The sequence below is a fragment of the Roseiarcus fermentans genome, from assembly GCF_003315135.1.
Classification (GTDB): domain Bacteria; phylum Pseudomonadota; class Alphaproteobacteria; order Rhizobiales; family Beijerinckiaceae; genus Roseiarcus; species Roseiarcus fermentans.
Genome location: NZ_QNRK01000005.1, coordinates 45,418 through 67,175 on the forward strand (window position 1 = coordinate 45,418; position 21,758 = coordinate 67,175).

General features: G+C 69.1%; 21 protein-coding genes. 17 read left to right on the forward strand and 4 right to left on the reverse strand.

The features are described from left to right. Positions 1-266: 266 nt before the first annotated feature. Both DFR50_RS31225 and DFR50_RS05590 read left to right on the forward strand, forming a co-directional pair. Positions 267-791, forward strand: coding sequence for a hypothetical protein (locus tag DFR50_RS31225; RefSeq protein WP_147262661.1), 525 nt, complete (start codon positions 267-269; stop codon positions 789-791). 247 nt (positions 792-1,038) lie between these two features. Next, complete coding sequence (locus DFR50_RS05590; protein ID WP_113888217.1) at positions 1,039-3,387, forward strand: ATP-dependent helicase; 2,349 nt, start codon at positions 1,039-1,041, stop codon at positions 3,385-3,387. Between the two features lie 16 nt (positions 3,388-3,403). Here DFR50_RS05590 and DFR50_RS05595 read toward each other — a convergent pair whose 3' ends face one another. Continuing rightward, positions 3,404-4,291 carry a branched-chain amino acid aminotransferase gene (locus tag DFR50_RS05595; RefSeq protein WP_113888218.1) on the reverse strand — a complete coding sequence of 296 codons (888 nt, stop codon included), beginning with the start codon at positions 4,289-4,291 and terminating at the stop codon, positions 3,404-3,406. 122 nt (positions 4,292-4,413) lie between these two features. On the opposite strand from DFR50_RS05595, the gene DFR50_RS05600 reads away from it, so the two are divergent. Genes DFR50_RS05600 through DFR50_RS05610 form a run of 3 tightly spaced genes read left to right on the forward strand, consistent with a single transcriptional unit; the run spans position 4,414 to position 7,021 of the window. After that, on the forward strand, positions 4,414-4,932 hold the full coding sequence (locus DFR50_RS05600) for a MarR family winged helix-turn-helix transcriptional regulator (protein WP_113888219.1): 519 nt from the start codon (positions 4,414-4,416) through the stop codon (positions 4,930-4,932). Continuing rightward, a complete protein-coding gene (locus DFR50_RS05605) occupies positions 4,929-5,636 on the forward strand; it encodes a response regulator (RefSeq protein WP_245427343.1) in 708 nt (235 codons plus the stop codon). The genes DFR50_RS05600 and DFR50_RS05605 overlap by 4 nt, the downstream gene beginning before the upstream one ends. Beyond that, positions 5,633-7,021, forward strand: a complete 1,389-nt coding sequence (locus tag DFR50_RS05610) for an ATP-binding protein (RefSeq protein ID WP_113888221.1) — start codon at positions 5,633-5,635, stop codon at positions 7,019-7,021. Before DFR50_RS05605 ends, DFR50_RS05610 begins: the two co-directional genes overlap by 4 nt. Positions 7,022-7,082: 61 nt before the next feature. Here the strand turns inward: DFR50_RS05610 and trxA are convergent, their stop codons facing one another. Beyond that, positions 7,083-7,415, reverse strand: coding sequence for a thioredoxin (gene trxA, locus DFR50_RS05615; RefSeq protein ID WP_113888222.1), 333 nt, complete (start codon positions 7,413-7,415; stop codon positions 7,083-7,085). A 118-nt stretch (positions 7,416-7,533) separates the two neighbouring features. Here trxA and DFR50_RS05620 point away from each other — a divergent pair, with 118 nt between their 5' ends. The 7 genes from DFR50_RS05620 to DFR50_RS33290 all read left to right on the forward strand — a co-directional run bounded on the left by DFR50_RS05620 (position 7,534) and on the right by DFR50_RS33290 (position 15,820). Next, the gene (locus tag DFR50_RS05620) at positions 7,534-8,442 is read left to right on the forward strand and encodes a TIGR01459 family HAD-type hydrolase (protein WP_113888223.1); all 909 of its coding nucleotides are present in this window, start codon (positions 7,534-7,536) and stop codon (positions 8,440-8,442) included. 148 nt (positions 8,443-8,590) lie between these two features. Further along, a complete protein-coding gene (locus DFR50_RS05625) occupies positions 8,591-9,046 on the forward strand; it encodes a MaoC family dehydratase (RefSeq protein ID WP_113888224.1) in 456 nt (151 codons plus the stop codon). Positions 9,047-9,127: 81 nt separating this feature from the next. Then, positions 9,128-10,081 (forward strand): bifunctional riboflavin kinase/FAD synthetase, encoded by a 954-nt coding sequence (locus DFR50_RS05630; protein ID WP_113888225.1) that lies wholly within the window; start codon positions 9,128-9,130, stop codon positions 10,079-10,081. A 78-nt stretch (positions 10,082-10,159) separates the two neighbouring features. After that, entirely contained in the window at positions 10,160-13,114 is a 2,955-nt protein-coding gene (gene ileS / locus DFR50_RS05635; RefSeq protein WP_113888226.1) for an isoleucine--tRNA ligase, read from the forward strand. Further along, positions 13,111-13,623 (forward strand): signal peptidase II, encoded by a 513-nt coding sequence (gene lspA, locus DFR50_RS05640; protein ID WP_245427345.1) that lies wholly within the window; start codon positions 13,111-13,113, stop codon positions 13,621-13,623. The genes ileS and lspA overlap by 4 nt, the downstream gene beginning before the upstream one ends. A 94-nt stretch (positions 13,624-13,717) precedes the next feature. Beyond that, on the forward strand, positions 13,718-14,350 hold the full coding sequence (locus DFR50_RS05645) for a hypothetical protein (protein ID WP_113888228.1): 633 nt from the start codon (positions 13,718-13,720) through the stop codon (positions 14,348-14,350). 546 nt (positions 14,351-14,896) lie between these two features. After that, positions 14,897-15,820, forward strand: a complete 924-nt coding sequence (locus DFR50_RS33290; protein WP_425376065.1) for a DUF4167 domain-containing protein — start codon at positions 14,897-14,899, stop codon at positions 15,818-15,820. Between the two features lie 31 nt (positions 15,821-15,851). On the opposite strand, the gene chpT is transcribed toward DFR50_RS33290, so the two are convergent. After that, complete coding sequence (gene chpT / locus DFR50_RS05655) at positions 15,852-16,481, reverse strand: histidine phosphotransferase ChpT (protein ID WP_245427347.1); 630 nt, start codon at positions 16,479-16,481, stop codon at positions 15,852-15,854. 179 nt (positions 16,482-16,660) lie between these two features. Between chpT and cysQ the strand changes: the two genes are divergently transcribed. From cysQ to DFR50_RS05675, 4 genes are all read left to right on the forward strand, one after another. Next, a complete protein-coding gene (gene cysQ, locus DFR50_RS05660) occupies positions 16,661-17,482 on the forward strand; it encodes a 3'(2'),5'-bisphosphate nucleotidase CysQ (protein WP_245427349.1) in 822 nt (273 codons plus the stop codon). Between the two features lie 116 nt (positions 17,483-17,598). Beyond that, positions 17,599-18,171, forward strand: a complete 573-nt coding sequence (locus tag DFR50_RS05665; protein WP_113888231.1) for a DUF1134 domain-containing protein — start codon at positions 17,599-17,601, stop codon at positions 18,169-18,171. 209 nt (positions 18,172-18,380) lie between these two features. Further along, positions 18,381-18,596, forward strand: coding sequence for a hypothetical protein (locus DFR50_RS05670; protein WP_113888232.1), 216 nt, complete (start codon positions 18,381-18,383; stop codon positions 18,594-18,596). Positions 18,597-18,635: 39 nt separating this feature from the next. After that, positions 18,636-19,220: a DUF4337 domain-containing protein gene (locus tag DFR50_RS05675; RefSeq protein WP_113888233.1), complete on the forward strand. Its 585-nt coding sequence runs from the start codon at positions 18,636-18,638 to the stop codon at positions 19,218-19,220. Between the two features lie 12 nt (positions 19,221-19,232). On the opposite strand, the gene DFR50_RS05680 is transcribed toward DFR50_RS05675, so the two are convergent. Beyond that, a complete protein-coding gene (locus DFR50_RS05680; protein WP_170153062.1) occupies positions 19,233-20,360 on the reverse strand; it encodes a DUF2336 domain-containing protein in 1,128 nt (375 codons plus the stop codon). Between the two features lie 216 nt (positions 20,361-20,576). On the opposite strand from DFR50_RS05680, the gene DFR50_RS05685 reads away from it, so the two are divergent. Next, a complete protein-coding gene (locus DFR50_RS05685) occupies positions 20,577-21,749 on the forward strand; it encodes a phosphoserine transaminase (RefSeq protein ID WP_113888358.1) in 1,173 nt (390 codons plus the stop codon). The last annotated feature ends 9 nt before the right edge of the window (positions 21,750-21,758 follow it).

Here is a 21,758-nt window from a genome sequence, read left to right on the forward strand (position 1 = left end):
GTATCGTTCGAAAGGGAACGGCTCACCAGCCTAACCTATCCCCGAGCAGCTCTGTGACTGGTCCTGCCCGGTGACCCAAACAACGGCTCCTTTGGAGGTTGCAGCCTCCTCTGGAGCCGTTGGCGTTTAGGCTAAGAAGTTCATACGCGTCGAATTTCGATTCTGCAACCCGGCGTATCTGTATCTAGCCCCTTGCCCCGATACGCGGCACCGATTGCCGCTAGAGGCGACACGCTGTATCGTCACGCTCCTTCAAGGGCGCTCGCATGTCAGACACGGCGATAATGAACGCGGTTCGGGAGCGGTCGCGAATCGAGGCCAAAATCAGCGAAAGCGAAGCGCGTACCAAGCGGCTTAAGGCTCAACTTGCTGAAATAAATACGTTTATTTCTCAGTGGGAAAAGTTCAGCGGCCAGCCGGTAGTTTCTGCCCATCCGGAGGATGTGTCTCATTCTGGTACAGATTCCGGCGCAACCAGCCAGAAATTCGGAAATTCTAAAAAAGAGGAGGTTGCAGCGGCAGCGAGGGAGATAATCGAAAGTCGGGACGTACCGATTTCGAGATCAGAGTTGTTCACAGCTCTTTCGGCGAGAGGGCTAAGAATGCATGGATCGAATCCCGAGATGGTCTTGTCCACAATGTTGTGGCGCGCAGGGCCGACGGAAGGAATCGTCCGTCTCAAGTCAGGGGGCTATTGGCTCGAAGGTCGGCCCCTGGGCGAGGACACGTCCGAGCAAACCGATACAAATTCGGACCCGCCCGACACTGAAAGCACCGACATGCTTGAGTAGTGCAAACCAAGGTGCCAGAAACGCGTGAATAGGGAGAGAAAACCATCCAAGCTCCCTGCACCGACAGAGAATTCGCTGGTGGCAGAACAATCATGTTGCGGACCATTCCTTTTGTAAATGTATTTGCACGACGCGCTCATAATATTTGAGTCAGAGCGGACGAGCCTTCCGCCTTCCCAGGCGGGCTGTGAGTGCTAGGCCTTCAGGGGCTCGACAAACCCGGTTGCGCCCCTCACGTTGCCGGCGCATGATTCGTTCCGTGGCGCAGTCTCCCGACAATCCCGAGGCGGAAGCCTTTCCGTCGTTCGAACCGGCGCCGCGCGTCGCCCGCGCCGGGCACGGCCGGGTCGCGCCCTATCTCGAGGGGCTGAACCCGGAACAGCGCGCAGCCGTCGAGGCGCTCGACGGGCCGGTGCTGGTGCTCGCCGGCGCCGGCGTCGGCAAGACCCGCGTGCTCACCACCCGCATCGCCCATCTGATCGCCTCCGGCCGGGCGCGGCCGCACGAGATCCTGGCGGTCACCTTCACCAACAAGGCGGCGCGCGAGATGCGCGAGCGGGTGAGCCTGTTCACCGGCTCGCATCAGGGCATGCCGTGGCTCGGCACGTTCCATTCGATCGGCGTCAAGATCCTGCGCATGCACGCCGAACTGGTGGGCCTCAGGCCCAATTTCACCATTCTCGACACCGACGACCAGTTGAGGCTCATCAAGCAGATCCTGCAGGCGGAAAACCTCGACGACAAGCGCTGGCCCCCGCGCGCGCTGGCCAGCCTGATCGACGGCTGGAAGAACCGCGGCCTCGACCCGGCCCACGTTTCGGCGGGCGAATCCTCGGCCTTCGCCGGCGGGCGGGGCGCGGCCCTCTACGCCGCCTACCAGGCGCGGCTGAAGACCCTCAACGCCGTCGATTTCGGCGACCTGCTGCTGGAGGCGCTGCGGCTGTTCCGCGAGAACGCCGACGTGCTGGCGGCCTTCCAGAGCCGCTTCCGCTACATTCTGGTCGACGAGTACCAGGACACCAACGCCGTCCAGTACCTGTGGCTGCGGCTGTTGGCGCAAGGGCGCGGCAACGTCTGCTGCGTCGGCGACGACGACCAGTCGATCTACGGCTGGCGCGGCGCCGACGTCGACAACATCCTGCGCTTCGAGAAGGATTTTCCCGGCGCGCGGGTGATCCGGCTGGAACGCAACTACCGCTCGGGCGGCCACATCCTCGCGGTCGCGGCGGGGCTGATCGCCCACAACCAGGGGCGGCTCGGCAAGACGCTGTTCACCGACGCGCCCCTCGGCGACCGGCCGACCGTGATCGGAGTCTGGGACAGCCAGGAGGAGGCGCGCGTCGTCGGCGACGCGATCGAGGACGCGCAACGCCACGGCGTCTCGCTCGACGACGTCGCCATTCTGGTGCGGGCGTCGTCCCAGATGCGCGAATTCGAGGAGCGGTTCATCGCCATGGGGCTGCCGTACAAGGTGATCGGCGGCCCGCGCTTCTACGAGCGGGCGGAGATCCGCGACGCGCTCGCCTATCTGCGCTGCGTGGCGCAGCCCGACGACGACCTCGCCTTCGAGCGCATCTACAATCAGCCGAAGCGGGGCCTGGGCGACGCGACCCTCGCCATTTTGCACGAATTCGGCCGCCGCGCCGGCGTCTCGCTGATGCGCGCGGCGCAGATGCTGATCGAGACCGAGGAACTGAAGGCGCGGCCGCGCCAGCTCCTGCGCGACCTGCTCTTAAGCTTCGACCGCTGGCGAAAGGCCGCGGAGGAGATCCCGCACGAGGAGGCGGCGCAGCTCGTGCTCGAGGAGAGCGGCTACATCGACATGTGGAAGGCGGAGCGGACGCCGGACGCGGCCGGCCGCCTCGACAACCTCAAGGAACTGGTGCGGTCGATGGGCGGATTCCCCGACCTCGGCGCCTTTCTCGAGCATGTCTCGCTGGTGATGGACGTCGAAAGCGCCGACGCCGGCCAGCGCGTGTCGATCATGACGCTGCACGCCGCCAAGGGCCTCGAGTTCGACCTCGTGTTCCTGCCCGGCTGGGAGGAGGGGCTGTTCCCGAACCAGCGGGCGCTCGACGACAACGGCCGCGCCGGGCTCGAGGAGGAGCGCCGGCTCGCCTATGTCGGCCTGACGCGGGCGCGCCGGACGGCGAAAATCTATCACGCCGCCAACCGGCGGATGCGCGGCCTGTGGCAGAGTTCGGCGCCGTCGCGGTTCATCGACGAGCTGCCGCCCGACCACATCGCGGTCGAGGAGACGGAAGGCGCCGCCGCCTTCGGCGGCTACGGCGTGTCGCGGTTCGACGCGGCCGGCTTCGGCGGACGCTATGAGACCCCCGGCTCGCGGCGGGCGGAGGTTTTCCGCCAACGCGGCGACGGGTCGGGCTTCGGCAGGGCCGCGGCGGGGCGTTCGTTCGACGGCAAGGCCGTCGTCCGCGCCGCGCCCGCGTCCGGGTTCGAAGAGGGCGCGCGGGTCTTCCACGTCAAGTTCGGGCCGGGCAGCGTGGTGTCGGCCGACGGGCCGAAGCTCACCATCGATTTCGACAAGGCCGGCCGCAAGCTGGTGATGGAAAGCTTCGTCACGGCCGAGCCGTGAGGCCGCCGCCGACCCGCTACGCCGCCCTGCGCCGCGGACGGACGGCGTCGGCATAGGCGTCGACCAGCGCCTTGGTGACCGCGCCGGGCGTGTAGGCGATGTCGCCGATCGCGCCGACCGGGGTCACCTCCGCCGCCGTGCCGGTCAGGAAGCACTCGGAAAACCCGCCGAGTTCCTGCGGCCAGATTCGCCGTTCGATCACGGCGAGCCCGCGCGCGCGGGCGAGGTCGATCACACTCGCGCGGGTGATCCCGGAGAGAAAGCAGTCCGCCACCGGCGTGTGGAGCGCGCCGTCCTTCACGAAAAAGACATTGGCGGCGGTGCATTCGGCGACCCGGCCCTGCCAGTCGAGCATCAGCGCGTCGGCGAAGCCGCGCCGCTCCGCGCGGTGGCGCGACAGGGTGCAGATCATGTAGAGTCCGCTCGCCTTGGCCAGCGACGGCGCGGTTCGCGGGTCGGGCCGCCGATAGTCGGCGAGATCGAGACGGACGCCGCGCATCCGCTGCGCCGGATCGAAGTAGCTCGGCCAGGCCCAGGCGGCGATCCCGAGATGAATCGCGTTCGACGGCGCGGACACGCCGAGCGTCTCCGCTCCCCGCCACGCGATCGGCCGGACATAGGCGTCGGCGAGATCGTTCCGCCGCAGCACCTCGGCCTTGGCGGCGTCGATCGCCTCGACCGTCCACGGGATGTCGAAATCCAGAATCCGGGCGGACGCCTTTAGCCGCGCGGAATGCGCCGTCGACTGGAAGATCGCGCCGCCGTAGGCGCGCTCGCCCTCGAAAACCGAACTCGCGTAGTGGAGCGCATGCGTCAGCACGTGCACCTTCGCGTCGCGCCAGGGAATCATTCGCCCGTCGAGCCAGATCCATCCGTCGCGATCCGCAAAAGCGCTGTCGTTCATGACTGTTTCCTCTTCGCCGGTCGCGCCGGTTTGGAATCCGCGGATTTGGCGTTACATGCAGGGCGTCGGGACCGGCTGCATCGATAGCCGACCCCAGGAATTAAGTCAATGATGCTGACCTAATGACCGATTCCATGCCGTCCCGATCCGCCGCAACCGACCCGACGCTCCGCCCGCGCGGGGACGACGCGCCGATGTACGACCTGATCGAGCTCCTGTTTTTCGCCTATCGGGACTTTGTCGGCGACGCCGACCGGCTGCTCGAGTCCTACGGCTTCGGCCGCGCCCATCATCGGGTGCTGTATTTCGTCAGCCGCAGGCCCGGGCTGACCATCGCCGAGCTTCTGGAGATCCTGCGCATCACCAAGCAGAGCCTCAATCGCGTGCTCGCGCGGCTCGTCGAAACGAACTTCATCGAGGCGCGCGAGGGCGCCCTCGATCGCCGTCGCCGCGAACTCTATGCGACGCCGGCCGGCGAGCGCCTGGCGCTGCGGCTCGCCGAGGTGCAAACCCGCCGGTTCGCCGCCGCGCTCGACCGGCTCGGCCCTTCCGGCCGGCAATCGGCGGCCCGTTTCCTGAGCGCGATGATCGACCCGCAGGACGACGGCGGCCCGCGCAGGGACGGAGCCAGACAGCCTTGACCCTCGCGCCGCCCCAGGACGACGCTGCGCACGTGCTGGTCGTCGACGACGATCGCCGGCTGCGCGACCTCTTGTCGAACTACCTGATGAAGAACGGGCATCGCGTGACGGTGGCGGCCAACGCGGCGGAAGCGCGCGGCTTCCTGGACGGCCTCGCCTTCGACATCATCGTGCTCGATGTCATGATGCCGGGCGAGAGCGGGCTCGACCTTGCCGCGGATCTGCGTCAGCGCTCCCAGGTGCCGATCCTGATGCTGACCGCGCGCGGCGAGCCGGAGGACCGCGTCCGCGGGCTCGAGGTCGGCGTCGACGACTATCTCGCCAAACCCTTCGATCCGCGCGAACTGCTCCTGCGGATCGGGTCCGTGCTGCGTCGCACCCGCGCCGAACCGGTCGGCAAGCCGGAAGCCTCGGTCGTCCGGTTCGGACCGTTCACGTTCTCGCTCGAGCGCGGCGAACTGCGCGTGGGGGACGAACTGGTGCGGATCACCGAGCGCGAGCGGGAGATGTTGCGCCTGCTCTGCGCCGCAGCCGGCGCCAGCGTCACGCGCGAGGCGCTGTCCGGCTCGGGCGGCGCCGCGCAGGAGCGCACGGTCGACGTGCTGATCAACCGGCTGCGGCGCAAGATCGAGCGCGACCCCGCCAACCCCGTCTATCTGCAGACGGCGCGCGGCGCCGGCTACCGACTCGTCGCCGACGGATGATCGCCCGGCCGTCCTTTCGCACGCTGCGCAATCTCGCGCGCATCCGCGACCTGTGGCGGCGCGGCGCGCGTCGCCTTGCGGAATTCCTGCCCAAAGGCCTCTACAAGCGGTCTCTGCTGATCGTCATCCTGCCGATGGTGCTGTTGCAGACGGCCGTCACCTTCGCCTTCATGCAACACCATTTCGAGCTCGTGACGCGGCGGCTGTCGGAGAGCGTGGCGCGCGACGTCGCGGCGCTTGCCGACCTCTACAGCCGGGCGCCGCCGGGCGTCGACGACACGGTGCTGTCCCAGCTCGCCGCGGAGCGCTTCCGGATGGACGCGACCCTGCTGCCGGCCGGGCCGCTGCCGCCGGCGCTGCCGCGCTCGTTCTTCGACGCGCTCGACCCGCTGAGCCGCACGCTGCCGAACGAGCTGAAGACCCAGCTTCGGCGCCCCTTCTGGGTCGACACCATCGGCCGGTCGGGCCTGATGGAGATTCGCGTCGATCTCGGCGACCAGGTGCTGCGGCTGGTGACGCGCCGCGCGCTCGCCTACGAGGCGAATGCGCATATCTTCATCCTGTGGATGCTCGGCGCGATGATCGCGCTCCTGTCGGTCGCCATCATCTTTCTGCGCAACCAGATTCGCCCGATCCTGCGGCTCGCCCGCGCGGCGGAGGATTTCGGCAAGGGCCGCGACCCCGACTTCACCCCCCACGGCGCGCGGGAGGTCCGACAGGCGGGCCGGGCCTTCATCGAAATGAAGCGTCGGATCGAGCGGGCGACGGAACAGCGCACCGCGATGCTCAACGGGGTCAGCCACGACCTGCGCACGATGCTGACCCGTTTCAAGCTGTCGCTGGCGCTGCTCGACAATTCGGCCGACAGCGAACTCCTGCAAAAGGACGTCGACGAGATGGGCCGGATGCTCGAAGGCTATCTCGCCTTCGCGCGCGGCGACACGGCGGAGTCGGCGGTTCGCACAGACGTCGGCGCGCTGCTCGAGGATCTGCGCGCCGACGCCGGGCGGCACGGCGCCGAGGTCAGCCTCGAGACGGACGGCGACCTCGACATCTTCGTCCGGCCGACGGCGATCAGGCGTTGCGTCGGCAATCTGCTCGCCAACGCGGAGCGCCATGCCGATCATGTGCGGATCAGCGCGAGGCGGGAACGCCAGTTCGTCTCGGTGGTCGTCGACGACGACGGCGTCGGCATCCCTCCGGAGCACAGGGAGGAGGTGTTCCGCCCGTTCTATCGCCTCGACGAGGCCCGGAACCAGGACGAGGGGGGATCCGGCCTCGGGCTTGCGATCGCCCGCGACATCGCCCGCTCGCACGGCGGCGACATCATGCTGACCGACAGCCCGATGGGCGGTCTGAGAGCCGCCGTCCGCCTTCCGGTGTGACCGGGAAGGGCGCGCGAGACGCGCGCCGTTCAGGCGCGGGCCGCGGCGGCCCGCGCCCGGATCAGACCGCGGCGGAGATCCAGCGGCTGAGCTCGCTCTTCGGGCCCGCGCCGATCTTGGTGGCGACGTTCTTGCCGCCCTTGAAGATCATCAGAGTCGGGATCGAGCGGATGCCGTACTTGCCGGCGACGCCCGGGTTCTCGTCGACGTTGAGCTTGACGATCTTGACCTTGCCCTGCATTTCCTTGCCGATCTCCTCGAGCGAGGGGGCGATCATCCGGCACGGACCGCACCATTCGGCCCAGAAATCGACGACCACCGGCTCGCTGGCGTTGACGACGTCGGTTTCGAAGCTCGCGTCCGTGACTTTGGTTGTGATCGATGCGTCGGCCATCTCGCCCTCGGCGTTGCGCGGCGGAGCCGCTTTCGGACACGATAGTTAGGAAGCGGCCGGACGCGCGTCAAGGACGGGCGGGCTTGACAGCGGCGAGGGCGGGCCCTAGCCGGCCGGCATGTCAAACGAAAACCAGACCGGCCCGGTTCGTCCGATTGCGGGCCTTGCCGAGATTTCCGATCGCTACGACGTCGTTCTGTGCGACGTCTGGGGCGTTCTGCACAATGGCGTGGCGTCCTTCCCGCCCGCCAGCCGGGCGCTCGCCGCCTATCGCCGGCGCGGCGGCGCCGTCGTCCTGATCACCAACGCGCCCCGCCCGTCGGCCCCGATCCGTCGCCAGCTTCAGCGGCTCGGCGTCGGGTCCGACGCGTTCGACGACATCGCCACCTCGGGCGACGTGACGATCGCGCTGATCGCGGAGCGGATCGACGATCCGGTTTTCCACATCGGCCCGGCGCGCGATCTGAGCCTGTTCGAAGCGGCCCACGAGGCCGCCGGGCGCGCGCCGCGGCTCCTGCCGCTCGAGGAGGCCCGCTATGCCCTCTGCACCGGGCTCAGGGACGACGTGACCGAAACGCTCGACGACTACGAGACGGAACTGCGCGCGATGGCGGCCCGCGGGATGCCGATGATCTGCGCCAACCCGGACATCGTGATTCATCGCGGCGACAGCCTGATCTACTGCGCCGGCGCGCTCGCCGGCCGATACGAGGCGCTGGGCGGCGAAGTCGTCTACGCCGGCAAGCCGTACCCGCCGATCTACGCGCGCGCGCTGGCGCTCGCGGAGAGGGCGCATGGGCGGGCGATCGACCGGCGGCGCGCGCTCGCGGTCGGCGACGGCATGAAGACCGACATCGCCGGGGCGGCGCGCGCGGGGCTCGACGCCTTGCTCGTCACGCGCGGCATCCATCGCGCCGCGTTGCACGGCGACGTCCTCGAACGCCCGGCGAGCGCCGCGAGGCTCGAACGGCTCTGTCAGGAGTTCGGCGTTCGGCCGGTCGCGGCGATCGGCTCGCTGGAGGGGTGACGCGCGCCGCGGGAATTCGACCGGCGGTCCGCAATGCGAATTGATCCGTCCCGACTTTCAAAATAGGACTGTTGATCGGGGACGAGGGCGTCGCCGCCGGGGCCTTCGCGAAAGGATGCCCGGCGCCTGTTCGAAAGGCTCGGGGCCCATGCAGAAGTCGATGTTTCAGACGCTTTATTTCGAAGATCTCACGATCGGAATGCGGGAGACGATCACCAAGACCGTCGAGAACGAGGACGTCATCGGTTTCGCCGAGCTGTCGGGCGATCACAATCCGATTCATCTGTCCGAACATTTCGCCCGCAAGACCCGCTTCGGCACCCGGATCGTCCACGGCCTCTACACCGCCAGCCTGATCTCGGCGGTGATCGGGATGCGGCTGCCCGGCCCCGGCGCGGTCTATATCTCGCAGAGCCTGAATTTTCTCGGGCCGGTCAAGATCGGCGACGTGATCGAGGTCAGCGTCGAGGTGGCGGACCTGACGGAGAAAGGACGGCGCGTCCGGCTGAAGTGCGAGTGCCGCGTCGGCGACAAGGTCGTGCTCGAGGGCGAGGGGGTCCTGAGCGTTCCACCCAACCCGGCGCTCAGGCATGCGCACGCTTGACCGCGCCGTGCGGGAGAGGCACTACTCCGCAGCGCCGGCTGTCGCGGCAGGGGCGCGCGAACCCGGGGACCGCAGGACGGCATGACAAGCGGCTTCGTCGTCGCCAAGGACCCGGCGTCGCCGCCAAGAGGGCTGGAACGCGCGGTCTACGCAATCGGCAATTTCGACGGGCTCCACCTCGGCCATCAGGCGGTTCTGCACCGGACTCGTCGCCTGGCCGAGGCGCGCGGGGCGCCGAGCGCGCTGCTGACCTTCGAGCCGCATCCGGCCGATTTTTTCGCCGAGCGCCCGGTGGCCTTCCGGCTGACGCCGCCCGATCTCAAGGCGCGGGTCGCCGAACGCCTCGGGCTGTCCGGAATCGTCTTCTTCACCTTCGACGCCGCGCTCGCCGGCCTGCCCGCGGACGACTTCGTCCGCCTCATCCTCGTCGAGAGGCTCGGCGCCGGCGCCGTCGTGGTCGGCTGGGACTTCCATTTCGGCAAGGGGCGGACGGGCGGTCCCGCCTTCCTCGAGGACGCCGGCCGCCGCTACGGCTTCGCCGTCGAGATCGTCGCCAAGGTCGAAACCGGCGACGGCGAGGCGGCCCGCATCGTCTCCTCCACCGCCATCCGCCGGGCGCTCGAGCGCGGCGACGTCGCGGACGCCGCCTCCTGTCTCGGCCGCCGCTACGCGGTCTCCGGCCCGGTGATCGCCGGCCAGCGCCTCGGCCGCACGCTCGGGGTGCCGACGGCCAACGTCGCGCTCGCCCCGACCAACCGGCTGGCGCACGGGGTCTACGCCGTGCTCGCGACCGTGGACGGACGAACCCATCCCGCGGTCGCGAGCTTCGGCGTCAGGCCGACCGTGGACAACGGGCCGCCGCTGCTCGAGGTGCATCTCCTCGACTTCGCCGGCGATCTTTACGGGCGCGGGCTGACGATCGAGTTCGTGGAGCGCATTCGCGAGGAGCGAAAGTTCGACTCGCTCGCAGCCCTCGTCGAGGAGATGAAGCGCGACATCGCGCGCGCCCGCGCGATCCTCGCCGCCGCCTCCTGACGTCCGATTTGGCGATTTGAGGGAAATCCTCTAATTCCCTCGCCACTTGTCCCATCCCCATCCTGGCCCGCAATTCTCATGACCGACGCGCCCGACACAGCCTTCGACTATTCGCAGACGCTGTATCTGCCGAAGACGGATTTTCCGATGCGGGCGGGGCTGCCGCAGAAGGAGCCGGAGATTCTGGCGCGCTGGGCGCGCGAGGATTTGTACGCGCAGCTGCGCGAGAGCGGAAAGGGCCGGCCGAAGTTCGTGCTGCACGACGGGCCGCCCTACGCCAACGGCAATGTCCATATCGGCACGGCGCTGAACAAGATCCTGAAGGACATGGTCGTCCGCTCCCATCAGATGGCCGGCAAAGATTCAAATTACGTTCCCGGCTGGGATTGCCATGGCCTGCCGATCGAATGGAAGGTCGAGGAGGAGTTTTATCGCAAGAAGGGCAAAGTGAAGCCCGACTTCTCCGACCCCGCCGCCATCATCGCGTTCCGGCGCGAATGCCGCGCCTACGCCGAACATTGGCTCAACGTTCAGCGCGAGGAATTCAAGCGCCTCGGCGTCATCGGAGACTGGGACCACCCTTATCTCACGATGAGCTATCCGGCCGAGGCGCAGATCGCCCGCGAGATCTTCAAGTTCGTCGCCAATGGGCTGCTTTATCGCGGTTCGAAGCCGGTGATGTGGAGTGTGGTCGAAAAGACCGCGCTCGCCGAGGCGGAGGTCGAGTACGAGGATCACACCAGCGACACGATTTACGTGGCCTTCCCGGTCGAAGGCGACGACGCCGAGATCGTTATCTGGACAACGACTCCGTGGACGATCCCGGGCAACCGGGCCATCGCCTTTTCGCGCCGGGTCTCCTATGGCCGCTATCGGGTGACCGAGGCTTCGGACGACAATTGGGCCAAGGTCGGTTCGACATACATTCTCGCCGATTCGCTCGCCGAGGGCGCGCTCAAGGCGGCGAAGGCGACGGGCTTCGAACGCCTCGGCGACGTCAGCGGCGACGCGCTCGCCGCGACGGTCTGCGCGCATCCGCTGCGCCGCCTCGGCTACGGCTTCGTCGTCCCGCTGCTCGAAGGCGATCACGTCACCGAGGACGCCGGCACGGGCTTCGTTCACACCGCGCCCAGCCACGGCCGCGAGGACTTCGAACTCTGGACCGCCAGTACGCGGCTTCTCCAGCAGCGGGGCGTCGACACGCGCATTCCCTACACAGTGGATGAGGACGGGGTTCTGACCGACGAAGCGCCGGGGTTCACGGGCCGCCGCGTCCTGACCGAGAAGGGGGAGAAGGGCGACGCCAACGACGCGGTGATCAAGGCCTTGATCGAGTCTGGAGCCCTGATTGCGCGCGGCAAACTCAAGCACCAGTATCCGCATAGCTGGCGGTCGAAGAAGCCGGTCATCTTCCGCAATACGCCGCAATGGTTCCTCGCGATGGACCGGCCGTTCGCCAACGCTTCGGGTGGAAAAAGCTTGCGCGAGCTCGCGGTCGAGGCGATCGAAAGCACCCGTTGGGTGCCGAGAACCGGTGAGAACCGCATCAAGGGCATGGTGGCCAACAAGCCCGACTGGGTGCTGTCGCGCCAGCGCGCCTGGGGCGTGCCGCTCGCGATTTTCGTGCGCAAAGGCGAGCACGAGGTTCTTTACGACGAGGAGGTCAACGCGCGGATCGCGGCCGCCTTCGAGACCGAGGGCGCCGACGCCTGGTTCGCCGAGGGGGCAAAGTCGCGTTTCCTGGGCGACAAGCACAATCCCGACGATTACGACAAGGTCGACAATCTGGTCGAGGTTTGGTTCGACTCCGGTTCAACGCACGCCTTCGTCCTCGAGGACAGTGTGCATTTTCCCGGGCTCGCCGGAATTCGGCGTGCGGTCGATGGCGGTCCGGACGAGGTGATGTATCTCGAGGGCTCCGACCAGCATCGCGGCTGGTTTCAGTCGTCGCTGCTCGAAAGCTGCGGCACGCGCGGCCGGGCGCCTTTCGACATCGTCCTGACCCACGGCTTCACGCTCGACGAGAAGGGCCGCAAGCAGTCGAAGTCGCTCGGCAACCAGACGTTTCCCCAGGACGTGATCCGCGCCTCGGGCGCCGACATCCTGCGCCTGTGGGTGGCGAGCGTCGACTATTCCGACGACCAGCGCATCGGGGCGGAGATTCTGAAGGCGGTTTCGGACAACTACCGCAAGCTGCGCAACACCATCCGCTGGATGCTCGGCACGCTGGCGCACTTCGACCCCGCCACGTCGGTCGGGTTCGCCGGCATGGCCGAACTCGACCGGCTGATGCTGCACAAGCTCGCCGACCTCGACGGCAAGGTGCGCGAGGCCTATGCGAATTTCGACTACGCCCGGGTGATCTCGCTCTTGTCGGCGTTCATGAACGCGGACCTCTCCGCCTTCTATTTCGACATTCGCAAGGACGCGCTCTATTGCGATCCGCCGTCGAGCGCGCGGCGACTCGGCGCGCTCGAGGCGATCGATCGCATCTTCCGCGCCGCCACGGTCTGGCTCGCGCCGGTGCTCGTGTTCACCGCGGAGGAGGCCTGGGCTTCCCGCAACCCCGACGCCCGGTCGGTCCATCTCGAACAGTTCCCGGCGATCCCGGAGACATGGCGGGACGAGGCGCTGGCGCGCAAATGGGACACGATTCGCGCCCTGCGCCTGGCGGTGACCGGGGCGATCGAGATCGCCCGCGCCGACAAGGCGATCGGATCGTCGCTGGAGGCCGCCCCGCGCGTCTGGCTCTCCCGCCCCGAGCATGTCGAGGCGCTGCGGGGGGTTGATTTCGCCGAGGTCTGCATCACGTCGGACATCGTCATCGAGACGGAGGGCGCCCCCCCGGACGGCGCTTTCCGCCTGCCCGACCTGCCCGACGTGGCGGTGGTCGTCGAGCGGGCCCGGGGGATCAAATGCGCGCGCTCGTGGCGCTACTTCGACCCCGCGACCGCCGCGCCCGGTTTTCCCGACGTCAGTCCGCGAGACGCCGCCGCGCTTCGCGAGCTTCGGGCGCTCGGCCGTCCAACGTGACGCCGCGCGCCCTCGGCGCCGCCATCGCCGCGGCGGTCTTGCTGGCCGATCAGGCGGCGAAGCTCGCCGTCCTCGCGCGCGCCGACGCCGCGCGCGACGCCTTGCCGCTCGGACCGTTCCTCGATCTCGTCCTGCGCTGGAACCGCGGGATCTCGTTCAGTCTGTTCACCCAGGACACGGCCGCCGGCCGGGCCGCGCTGCTGGCGGTGACGCTCGCGGCGGTCGTTCTGCTCGGATGGTGGCTGGTTTCGAGCCGTTCGTTTCTGTCCGCGGCCGGGCTCGGGGCGATCGTCGGCGGAGCGCTCGGCAACGCGCTGGACCGGCTGACGCATGGCGCGGTGGTCGACTATCTCGACCTGCACGCGTTCGGTCGGCACTTCTTCGTGTTCAACCTGGCCGACGCCGCGATCAATGTCGGCGTCGCGCTGCTGATTCTCGACCTGGCGTTCGGCGCGCGCGCCGGGGAGCGCCGGTCTGGGGGCGGCGCTCCGTCCGACGCCATGGAATAGCCAGAATTTGCGGGAATGAAACGGTCGCGTGTTTCCGGCTTGGACCGGACGGAGGCCGGATCGCGCCGGGCCGCGCTTCGTGAGAGATTAGGGGATGCACATCGGATTCCGAGGAACGTTGATCGCCCTGGCCGCCGCCGCGTCCTGTCTCGGCTCCACCGCGGCGCGCGCAGGAGACGACGGGGCGGCGCCGCTGTGGGAGGGCATCGGCTCGATCTTCGGTCCGGTCGTCGGGCTGGGCAACGAGGAGAAGGACCCGATCGACTATCACGAGCACGGCAAGCTCGTCGTGCCGAAGTCGATGGACCTTCCTCCGCCCGGGGGTTCTGCGGCGACGAGCGGCGGCGCCTGGCCGGTGAATCAGGAGATCCAGCGCAAGAAGACCGCGAAGGAGAACGAGAAGAAGAAGATCGCGGGGGTGGGCGACGTGCGTCTGCGCGGGCTGCAAGGCTTCCCCAACGCCCCCGTCACCGTGCGCGCCTCCGACCAGCCCGAGAGCGCGGCGACGCTTGGCGCCGGCGCCAAGGCCGAATCGTCGTCGGTGCTGGGGAATCTCAACCCGCTCGGCTGGGTCGGCTTGAACAAAGGCCCGACGACGTTGGGTCCCGAGCCGGATCGGGACTGGCTGACGGATCCTCCGAAAGGGTATCGAGCGCCGGTGGCCGCGTCTCCGGCGCCGACCGCCGCCGCGCAGCGGCCCGCGTCGGCGGCGCAACCGTCGAACTGACGGGCGCCGGGCCGGGTCGTGTCGTTGGCGATGATTCGGCGCTTGGCGAAAGAACGAAAAGAAGGTATCCTCATTTCAAGAATCGCCGTGGGCCGGCTCGGTCAAGCGACGTCAAGTGTGGGGCGGAGGGGCGCAGCTCCGAGAGTGCGCCGCTCGATCTGACGAACACGATAGCGTTGAGAGAATCTCTCGAATCCAGCGCGACGCCGGCTCCGGTCGTTATTTAAACCAGAAAGCAGCGCGAAAGACGGACGCCGTAACGAGCGCGGGAGTTGTCGGAGCCGGGAATGGGGCGCGGACCGGCGTGCGAGCGCAGCGCATCAGTCTGGCGGGGCATGGGCAGAGGGGGCTGAGCTTTGTCGTCGGCGCGACGAGCCCGGCGGCAATCCTCACTTGACGGATTGATCGGATGCGTTCCTGCGCCGGCGCGGCCTGCGCCGACGACGAGCGCAACACGACGGCGAATTGGGAAAGGCTATGAGACCAAATCAGAACAACAAGCGGATGCGCGGCAGGCCGACCAACGGCCGGCGAGGACCGAACCCATTGACGCGATCCTACGAATCGAACGGCCCCGACGTGAAGATTCGTGGCAACGCGCAACATGTGGCCGAGAAATACCTCCAGTTGGCGCGCGACGCGCACACCGGCGGAGATCCCGTGGCCGCGGAAAACTACCTCCAGCACGCCGAGCACTACTTCCGCATCATCGCGGCGGCGCAAGCCGCGCAGGCGGTGGCGCAGGGCGGCCAGCCTCGCGCGATCGGCGATGGCGACAGCGACGACCTGGACGACGACGACGATTACAGCGCGCTGACCGACCGCTTCGCCTCGCCGGCGGAACGGGCGGCGGCATTCCAGCCGCCGCAGAACGGCTTCCCGGCCCAGCCGGGCGCCCCGAACGCGCCGCAGCCCTTCGTCGAGCGGCCGGCCTTCGATCCCGAACGACAGGGTCAGAACGACCGCAGCGGCTTCCAGCCGCGGCAGGATCGACAGGGTGGCCGCTTTCCGGACCGGGGTCCTCGCCAGGACCGGCCGTTCAACGATCGAGGAGAGGGCTATCGCGACAACCGGCAGAATCGCGACGGCCGCCCGCCGCGCGAATTCCGGCCGTACCGCGATCCCGGTCAGCCTCAGCCGCCGCGCGAGAGCCCGCCCGAGGCGGTCGCGGCGCCCACGTTGCCGTCGTTCATCACCGGACCCGCGAGACCGCCGGCGCCGGAATCCGACGCGCTGCCGCCGCCTCAGGTCGTCGAGACGACGCCGGCCGATGTCGCAGCGCCCAACGAGCCGGCGCCGCAGCCGTTCGGTGACGGGACCGAATCGGGCGAAGTCCGGTTCCCGGCGCGCGGAAGGCGTCGCAGGTTGCGTTCGCCCTATGGCTTCAACGCCGCGCAGTCGGATCCGGATCAGGAGCTGCCGACTCCGGCGCCGAACCCGATGAGCGACGAAACGCCGGTCAACGAGTAGCGCGGCGCGTTCGTCGCGCCGCCGGGGCGCCTTATGCGGCGCGCTTCGCTGTCAGCGTCACCGCGCCCGCCGTCGCGACGGCGTCGATGGTCAGGCCGCACTCCCCGGCGAGCAGCGTCGCGTAATAGGGCTGGATCGAGTGGGCGTCGATCGTTTCGGGCTCCGAACCGGAGAGAGCGTGGGCGACGGCCTGCGACAGTTTCACGTTTCCTCCGACCGCGCCGACGCGGATGAACAGATCCTCGCCCTCGCCGGTCATCTCGGCGGTGATCACCCCGCCGCGCGGGGCCGCGCTCGCGGCGATGAGGCAGAGGTTCAGAAGAAGCTTGACCGCGTTCTTCGGCGCCAGGCGCCGGGGCGCCTCCCATCTGAGGGTGGTGCGGTCGGTGTTGAAGATCTCGCGCGCCGCCGTTTCCGCGTGGCCGGTGTCGATCGCCGCGGCGAGCGAGCCGGAGGCGCCGAAGGCGAGCCGGCAGAACTGGAGCCGCGCCGACGCGGATTCCGCGCTCTTCCGGATCAGGTCCATCGCGATCCCGCGCATCTCCGCGTCGTTGCTGTCGAGCACCTCGAGGCCGTTGATGATGGCGCCGACTGGACCGATCACGTCGTGGCACAGACGTGAGCACAGCAGCGCGGCGAGATCGAGCGGGGCGATTGTCAAGCGGCCGGTCCTATGGTCAATGCGTTCCGCGCCGGCGGGCGATGTCGCCGAGGCGCCGGGGCGCTACCGCTCGAATATCCGATTCGCGTCGTCGCCGCGACACCTGAAGGCGCCGGACACGCATGCGGAACGTCGGGCGGGCGATGGCGCGCCGCCGCGCTTGATGACGGGGAACGCTCTTGACAGACCTTAACCACACGGCCCGCGAAGACCTCGCCGTCCTTTTGGCCGACATCGCGCTCGCGGCGGGACCGGCGGTCATGGAGGTGTACGCGGCTGACGCCGCCGTATCGTCCAAGTCCGACGGCAGCCCCGTCACGCTTGCCGACGAGCGCGCGGAGGCGATCATCTGCGACCGCCTCGCCCGCGCCCTGCCCGACACGCCCGTGGTCGCCGAGGAAATGACCGCGGCGGGACGGCAGGTCGCGATCGCGGATCGGTTCCTGCTCGTCGATCCGCTCGACGGGACCAAGGAGTTCATCACCCGCAACGGCGAGTTCACCATCAACGTGGCGCTGATCGAGGGAGGAAAACCGGTGGCCGGGGCGGTTTACGCGCCGGCGCTCGCCCGGCTGTGGTTCGCCGGCGACCGCGCCTTCGTCTGCGATGTCCCGGTCGGGTCCGGACTGCCTGGGCGCGCCGCCTGGACGGCGATCGGCGCGCGCGCCGCGCCGGAGCGGCTGGTCGCCGTCGCGAGCCGGTCGCACGCCGACGCCGAGACCGAAGCCTTCCTCGCCCGCCTGCCGGTGGGCGAGCGGCGGGCGGCTGGGTCGTCGCTGAAGTTCTGCCTCGTCGCCGAGGGGCTGGCGGACGTCTATCCCCGGTTCGGACCGACGATGGAATGGGACACTGCGGCCGGCGACGCCGTGCTGCGCGCCGCGGGCGGCGTCGTGCTCACGGCGTCGGGCGCCCCGTTGGCCTACGGAAAGGCCGACGCCAAGCTGCGCAACGGATCGTTCATCGCCTGGGGCGATCCGGCCGCGGCGGCGCGATTTCGCTAACGTTAATCATCGGTTAATGTCCGCGCCGGACAATCGCGGCGCCGCCTCGGCGACGATTCGCCCAAGCGCTCGGGATTCGGGCGCGCGTCGGGGCGTGGCGAAGGAGCGCGATTGCGATGGCGAGACTGACGCGTCGGGAAGCCCTTGTCATGGCCGCGGCCAGCCCGCTGGCGCTGTGCGCGCGGGCTGCGGCGGACGCGCCCCCGGAAACCTTCTCGGTCGACGAAGTCGTGGACAGCGGCCACAAGTTTTTCGGCGGCCTTTCGCGCGGCCTCGCTGAAGCGGTGCAGGAGGCGGCGCGCCGATGGGGCCTTCCCAACGCGTATATTCTCGGCCAGGAAGCCTCCGGGGCCTTCATCGGCGGCCTGCGCTACGGCGAAGGCAAGATGTTCACCCGCAACGCGGGCGATCAGCCGGTGTTCTGGCAGGGACCCTCGCTGGGGTTCGACTGGGGCGGCGACGGCGACCGAACCATGATGCTTGTCTATAATTTGCCCGCGGTCGGCGCCATCTATCAGCGGTTCGGCGGAGTCAACGGCTCGGCCTATCTCGTCGGCGGCTTCAGCTTCACCGCGCTCGACGCCGCGGGCGTCGTCGTGGTGCCGATCCGGACCGGCGTCGGCGCGCGGCTGGGAGTCAATCTCGGCTACCTGAAATTCACGCAACGCGCGACCTGGAACCCGTTCTGAGCGACGCCGACGGACGCCTTCGCGATTCCCTGCGCAGAGGCGGTTGCGCTTCCCGACGCTTTCCGTCAGCCTCCGCGCAGGCGGAGCGCCTCCGTTCCGGAGGATGACGCCGGCTGCGATCGTGGGCGCGATCGTGGCGGTCGGGGTTGCGGGGCGTGGGTGTGTTGACGAATCAGGCGAAAGCGGCGCTTCCCGACAGGGAGGCGGCTATGGCCGCGACGGTCGCCGCGCTCGCGGCCCGACTGGCTGCGCCGGCCGGCGACTATGACGCGGACGATGCGGCGTTGCGGGAGTCGATCGGCCGTCTCGGGCGCGAGGTCGTGCGGCTCTTTTCCGCCGTCGCGGCGTCGGGCGGGGCAGGCCTTCCCGCCGACCGCGAGCCTTCGGCGATCGACACGGCCCGGATCCGCACGCCCGGCGCCTGAAGGCGAAGTCGCGAGAGTGGACGAGATGGAGGGGCGAACATGAGCGAAGATCCGGTCGAGACAGCGGTCGAGGCCAAGGAAAAAGACCGGAGGGCGGCGCTCGTCATCGCCCTTCTGGCATTGTTGCTGGCGTTGTCCGAGGCGGGCGCCAAGCGAGCGCAGCATCTTTCGACCGAAAGCAACATCGAGGCTGTCGACCTGTTCAACTTTTATCAGGCCAAGAAGATCCGCGCGACGATCGCCGAGTCCGGCGCGCAGCTTCTGGAAGCGGAAAAGGCGGCCGTCGCCGACCCCAACGCCCGCGAGGCGTTCGACAAGCAGATCGAGACGTTCCACGCGGCGGTCGAGCGCTATGAGCACGAGCCGAAACATCCCGAGGACAGCCTGGAGAAGATCCAGGAGCGGGCGCACGAAGCGACCGAGGCGCGCGAACTGGCCAACCACCGGCTGGAGCGCTACGAGTTCGGCAGCGGCCTCACCCAGATTGCGATCGTTCTGGCGTCCGCGTCGATCATCACCGACATCGCCGCGCTGCTCTGGATCAGCATCGGACTCGGCGCCATCGGCGCGGCGCTGGTCGGCCTCGGGTTCTTCCTCCCGACCGCCCTGCCATTCCTGGGCTGAGCCGCGGGCGCCCTATCCGGCCGCCTTGCGCTGCGGCCGGATCGCGGCGCGCTCGCGCCGCCGCGCCGCCGGTTCGCGCAGCGCGGCCTCCGCGGGCCCGTCCGTTCGCCGGCGCGCGGGCTGTCCACACAGCGCCGCCATCACCGCCATCGCCGCGTTGCGGTCGAGGGCGCTGTTGAGCCGCGCCAGCGACCGGATGCGGCCATAGGCCCCGCCGGCCGCGAGGTCGCCGGCGATCAGAACGCGCACCACAACCTCGCCGGGCGCGCCCAGCGCCGCCAGGGCGACGGCGAGCGGTTCGCCCGACGGGTCGTCGGCGATCCGTTGTGCGAGCGCCTCGCCGCAGCCGAGGGCCTTCGCCAGGGTGGCGACGAAAAGCCTCGGCTGACGGGCGACGGCCGCCAGCTCCAGCGCCTCGATCGTCTGCGGCGCGGCCGCCGCCGGCAGCCCGCGAGGCCTGCCCAGCCGGTCGCGCTGCGCGGCGATCAGGATCTCGACCCGCTGAGGCGGATCGGCGAGAAGGAACAGCGCGGCGTGCTCGGGGCCGAGCGGTCGGCGGCGCAGCAGACTCTCGGCGAGGCGGCGGTCGCCGCGGTCTTCGGCGAGCGCTCTGGCGCGCCGCATGAGGCCGGCGACGACCGCGCCCTGGAGCCGCGCGCCCGGATTGTCCGCGAGCGCGACGAGGATATCGGCCTCGTCCCGCGCGACGAGCGCGCCGATCAGCCTGGAATCGAGGCCGGGCCGCCGGGCGACCGCGAGCGCTTGCCGTGAACCGCGCCCGATCGCGCCGACGAGGTCGGCGGAGGTGAAGGCGCGCCCGTGTTCCAGCACGCAGTCGCTCGCTTCCGGGTCGGCGTCGGCCAGCCGGTCGAGGAGCCGCGCCGGCGTCCGCGGGCACGGGGCGAGTTTTCGCGCGGCTTCCAGGACGGCGGCCCTGTCGGCCGTCTCCAGTTGGCGGCCGACCGCGTCGGCGAAACGCTCGATCGCTCGCGCGTCGGCGCGCCCCGCCAGAACAAAATGGTCGCAGGCGACGCGCAGCCAGATCCGCCTGTCCTGCGGGTCGGCGCTGTCGGCCAGGGCGGCGACGAACGGAAATCCGGAGAGCGTCAGGTCCGGCGCCGGTTGAAAATCCGTAGGCATTGCATCAGCTTGGCGCAGCCTCATTGAGGAAGCGTTAACCCTTGCCGCGGCGGGCCGCGATCGACCGGACAGCACGGGCGGGCATGGCGACCCTCGCGGCGCCGGCGAAAAAACCGTTCGCGATGCGGATTGCCAACCCGGATCGGATCGGATAATGGCGACGGCGGGACACCTCTCCCCAACGAGAGGCTTCCATCTGAAAGGATGGCTCTGGTGATGACGATCGAGACGCCTGCGGCGAAGCCCGCCAACGCTTGCTTTTCTTCCGGCCCCTGCGCCAAGCGCCCCGGCTGGACCCCCGAAGTCCTGAAAGACGCGCCCCTCGGGCGCTCGCATCGCGCCAAGCTCGGCAAGGCCAGGCTGAAGCTCGCGATCGACCTGACCCGCGAGGTGCTCGGCGTCCCGGCCGACTACCGCATCGGCATCACGCCCGGCTCCGACACTGGCGCGGTCGAGATGGCGCTCTGGACCCTGCTCGGCGCGCGTGGCGTCGACGTGCTCGCCTGGGAGAGTTTCGGAGACGGCTGGGTCACCGACATCGTCAAGCAGCTCAAGATCAAGGACGCCCGCACGCTGAAGGCGGGCTACGGCGAATTGCCGGACCTCGCGAAGGTCGATTTCGACAACGACGTCGTGTTCACCTGGAACGGCACCACCTCGGGCGTGCGCGTGCCGAACGCCGACTGGATTCCGGCCGACCGCAAGGGCCTGACCATCTGCGACGCCACCTCGGCGGCCTTCGCCCAGGACCTCGACTGGCCGAAGCTCGATGTCGTCACCTTCTCCTGGCAGAAGGCGCTCGGCGGCGAAGGCGCGCACGGCGTCATTATTCTCAGCCCGCGCGCGGCCGAGCGGCTGACTGCCTACACCCCGGCCTGGCCGCTGCCGAAGCTCTTCCGGCTCGCCAAGGGCGGCAAGCTCACCGAGGGCTTCTTCGAGGGCGAGACGATCAACACCCCCTCGATGCTGTGCGTCGAGGACTATATCGACGCGCTGCATTGGGCCAAGGGCCTCGGCGGCGCGAAGGCGCTGATCGCGCGGGCCGACGCCAACGCGGCGGCGCTCGCCCGATGGGTCGAGACGAGCCCCTGGATCGCGAACCTGGCCGCGGTTCCGGCGACGCGCTCCAACACCAGCGTCTGCCTCAAGGTCGTCGATCCGGCCGTCGCCGCGCTGCCGGCGGAGGCGCAGGCCGCCTTCGCCAAGGCGCTGGCCGGCCTCCTCGAAAAAGAGAAGGTCGCCTACGACATCGGCTCCTACCGCGACGCTCCGGCGGGCCTGCGCATCTGGTGCGGCGCGACGGTCGAGACCGCCGACGTCGAAGCGCTGACGCGCTGGCTCGACTACGCCTTCGCGGTCGAAAAGGCCAAGCTCGCCAAGGCCGCCTGAACGACGTCA